Origin of the sequence: Streptomyces spongiae, from assembly GCF_009377185.1 — a bacterium.
In the GTDB taxonomy this organism is placed as follows: Bacteria; Actinomycetota; Actinomycetes; order Streptomycetales; family Streptomycetaceae; genus Streptomyces; species Streptomyces spongiae.
In genome coordinates this window covers 1-3,720 of record NZ_VJZC01000793.1, presented here as the reverse complement: position 1 = coordinate 3,720, position 3,720 = coordinate 1, and the positions used below count along the sequence as shown (strand labels likewise).

Sequence of the window (3,720 nt, the reverse complement as noted above, 5' to 3'; positions counted from 1 at the left end):
CCCCCGAGTCACCACGCTCCCCCACCGCCGCGCCGCAGTGGGATGTCCCCGCCTCCAACCGCGGGTTCGCCGTGTCTCGTCGCGCACGCCCCGGAAAGCCGTGCCCACACCCGATGCCGCGGAGCCTTCGGCGCTTTCGACGGGCCGAGGTCGGAGCCTTCGGCTGTTCAGGCTGATGCGCGCCTTCTCGTTGTCTTCTTCGCGGCCGTTTTCTTCGCGGCCGTTTTCTTCGCGGCCGTTTTCTTCGCGGCCGTTTTCTTCGCGGCCGTTTTCTTCGCGGCCGTTTTCTTGGCCGTCGTTTCCTTGGCCGTCGTCTCCTTGGCCGCCGCCTTCTTCGTAGCCGTCGTGGACTTGGCGGCCGTCTTCTTCGGCGTGGACTTCCTGCCGGCCGTCGTGCCGGAGACCTCCTCGCCGCGGGACTCCTTGGCGGCGCGGACGCTGTTCTCCAGGGCGGACATGAGGTCGAGTACCTTGCCGCCGCGCGCCGGGGTGGGAGCGGCGGGGGGCGCCGCGCCGGAGGCCTTCGCGGTGATGAGTTCCTCGACGGCCTCGCGGTAGTCGTCGTGGAGGTCGTCGAGGTCCACCTCACCGAGAGTGTTCATGAGGGCGTCGGCGAGGTCGAGTTCCTTCTCCTGGACGGTGACGTTCGTGTCGGGAGCTACCTCGTCGGTCGCACGGATCTCGTCGGGCCACAGCAGTCCGTGCATGGCGATGACGTCGTCGACGACACGCAACATGCCGAGCCGCTCCCGCCCGCGCAGGGCGAACTTGCAGATGGCGACCTTCTGGCTGCGCCTGAGGGCCTCCCTGAGCAGCGCGTACGGCTTGGCGGCGGGCACACCGTTCGCGGAGAGGTAGTACGCCGCGTCCATCTGGAGCGGATCGATGCGGTCGGCCGGGACGAACGCCTCGATCTCGATCGTCTTGGCGGTGGGGATCGGCAACGAGGCCAGGTCCTCGTCGGTGATGGGGATGATCGAGCCGTCCGAGGCCTCGTACCCCTTGCCGATCTCGTCCTGCGTCAGCTCCCGGTCCTCCACCTCACAGACCTTGCGGTAGCGGACCCGGCCGCCGTCCTCCAGGTGGATCTGGCGGAAGGAGATCGAGTGGCTCTCGGTGGCGTTCACCAGCTTGATCGGGATGCTGACCAGGCCGAATGAGATGGCCCCGTTCCAAATGGATCGCACGGTGCTCACGCTAGCCGGGACCGGCCGGAAGCGCCTGCTGGAGCCCTCCCGGCCCAGCGGACGCCGAGCCCGCCCGGCGCGCCGTCCCTTCACCGTCCATCTCGGTGAATCTCGGGGCTTCACGGGTGCTGCGGGGCGCGGAGGGCCCGAGAACGTGGGGAGTATGCGTTCATCGGCCCGGTCGGAGCCCGGGCTCGGGCACTTACCCATGTTGGGGAGCTGTGATGAGACATTTCCGCCTGGCCGCCGTGTGGACTGCCGCGCTTGTGACGTTCGCTGCCGCGAGTGGCTGCTCCGACGACGGTGGCGGTTCCTCGTCAACGGAGACGCCGTCGAAAACACCGTCGAAGACGGCCACGACCAGTGCGTCGGCCAGTGCGTCGGCCGGTGCGCAGGCCATGGTGAAGACCGCCTCGGCCGGTGATCTCGGCACCATCCTGGTCGACGGGAAGGGCCGCACCCTGTATCTGTTCGAGGCGGACAAGTCGACGACCTCGACCTGCAACGGGGCGTGCGCCGCGGCCTGGCCGCCGCTGCTGACCTCCGGGTCACCCTCGACCGGCGGCTCGGCGAAGTCCGACCTGCTGGGCACGTCGAAGCGGTCCGACGGCAAGACGCAGGTCACCTACAACAAGCACCCGCTCTACGGCTACGCGGGAGACGCCCAGCCGGGCGACACGAACGGTCAGGAGCTCAACCAGTTCGGTGCCGAGTGGTACGTACTCGACACCAGCGGCAACAAGGTCGAAAAGGGCTGACCGGCGACGACCGCCCGAGGGGGCAGCGGACGTGACGACGAGGACCAGCCACCGAGCCCCCCAGCGGCCCTCACCGGCGCGGCGGGCCGCCCTCATCGCGCTGGGCGTCGCCCTGCCCGTGGCCGTGGGGGTGGCGATCTGGGAGATCGGCCTGCACCACACCCCCCAGTACACGACGGACCTGTTCGGCGCCCACGGCGATGCGGCGGTCACCCTCAAGGCCCGCCTGGGCAGCGCCCTGTTCGGCCTCGCGGTCGTCCAGCTTCTGCTGGCCCTGTGGATGTACGGGCGGCTTCCCGGCCTCGCGGCCGGGCCCCGCGGTGTCCGTCTCTCGCACCGCATCGTGGGGTGGGCCGCCTTCCTGCTGTCGGTGCCCATCGCCATCCACTGCGTCCGCACCTACGGCGTGGAGACCACGAACACCCGGGTCTTCCTGCACTCGGTCGCGGGCTGCGCGCTGTACGGAGCCTTCGTCGCCAAGGTGCTGGTGGTGCGCAGCCGCCACCTGCCCGGATGGCTGCTCCCGGCCGCCGGGGGCGCCCTGTTCTGCGCCATCGGGGTGCTGTGGTACTCGGCCGCGCTGTGGGCCCTCAACGGATTCGCCGTTCCTGGCCTGTAGTCACGGACGGCCAGGGCGGTGACGACGGACGTCGGAGACCACGCTGCGAGGGCTCGCGGCCGACGGCCGATGACGCGCGAGGACGCGGCGCGGGCGGTCGGGATCTCCCGCAGGCCGGCCGCGTTCCACCGGCCGCGTTCCACCGGCCTCGTTCCACCTGGACAAGCCGGCCGTGTCGGGCTTGCGTGGGATTCGCGTGGGATTCTCGTCGTATGACGCCGATCACGGAGGTGCAGGGCCGGAGGGTGGCCCTCTCCAACCTGGAGAAGGTCCTGTATCCCGCGTCCGGCTTCACCAAGGCCGAGGTGCTGCACTACTGCGCGACGACCGCGGAGCCCTTGCTGGCGCACCTCCGGGACCGGCCGGTGTCGTTCCTGCGCTACCCGGACGGGCCGGACGGCCAGGTCTTCTTCACCAAGAACGTGCCGCCGGGCACGCCCGACTGGGTCACGACCGCCGAGGTGCCGCGCTCGGAGGGGCCGGCCCGGATGGTGCTGGTGCAGGACCTGGCGAGCCTGATGTGGGCGGCGAACCTGGTGACCGAGTTCCACACGCCCCAGTGGGTCATCGGTGCGCCGGGCGAGGCCGACCGCCTGGTCTTCGACCTCGATCCCGGGCCGCCCGCGACGATCGTCGAGTGCTGCCGGGTGGCCCTGTGGCTGCGGGACAGGCTGGCGGCGGACGGGATCGAGGCGTACCCGAAGACGTCCGGGGTGAAGGGGCTGCATCTGCTGGCGGCCGTGCGGCCGGCTCCGTCCGGGCGGGTGACGGAGTACGCCAAGGGGCTGGCCGTGGAGGCGGAGCAGGCGATGCCGCGGCTTGTCGTGCACCGGATGACGCGGAGTCTTCGGGCTCGGAAGGTGTTCGTCGACTGGAGCCAGAACGCCGCGCGGAAGACGACGGCGACGCCGTACACGTTGCGGGTCGGTGCTGAGCCGACGGTGTCCACGCCGGTGACGTGGGAAGAGGTCGCGGACTGCGCGGATCCGGGGCGGCTCGTGTTCCGCGCGCCCGATCTTGAGGCTCGGCTTCAGGTGTACGGGGATCTTCTGGCGCCGTTGCTGGATGCGGAGGGGGCGGGGGCACTGCCGTGAGGAGGCGTCCCGGGTACGCGGGGGTTTTCCTCGCCCCCGCCGCCCCTACCCCTGTCTCTTAT

At 70.5% G+C, this 3,720-nt stretch carries 4 protein-coding genes; 3 read left to right on the top strand and 1 reads right to left on the bottom strand.

What is annotated here, in order from left to right:
* Positions 1–167: 167 nt before the first annotated feature.
* Positions 168–1,187, bottom strand: a complete 1,020-nt coding sequence (gene ku, locus FNH08_RS46850) for a non-homologous end joining protein Ku (RefSeq protein ID WP_456114968.1) — start codon at positions 1,185–1,187, stop codon at positions 168–170.
* 224 nt (positions 1,188–1,411) lie between these two features.
* Here ku and FNH08_RS46845 point away from each other — a divergent pair, with 224 nt between their 5' ends.
* The 3 genes from FNH08_RS46845 to ligD all read left to right on the top strand — a co-directional run bounded on the left by FNH08_RS46845 (position 1,412) and on the right by ligD (position 3,658).
* The gene (locus FNH08_RS46845) at positions 1,412–1,945 is read left to right on the top strand and encodes a COG4315 family predicted lipoprotein (protein WP_152777920.1); all 534 of its coding nucleotides are present in this window, start codon (positions 1,412–1,414) and stop codon (positions 1,943–1,945) included.
* Between the two features lie 31 nt (positions 1,946–1,976).
* The gene (locus tag FNH08_RS46840) at positions 1,977–2,564 is read left to right on the top strand and encodes a DUF6529 family protein (protein ID WP_322726553.1); all 588 of its coding nucleotides are present in this window, start codon (positions 1,977–1,979) and stop codon (positions 2,562–2,564) included.
* Between the two features lie 212 nt (positions 2,565–2,776).
* Entirely contained in the window at positions 2,777–3,658 is an 882-nt protein-coding gene (gene ligD / locus FNH08_RS46835) for a non-homologous end-joining DNA ligase (RefSeq protein WP_152777918.1), read from the top strand.
* Positions 3,659–3,720 lie beyond the last annotated feature (62 nt).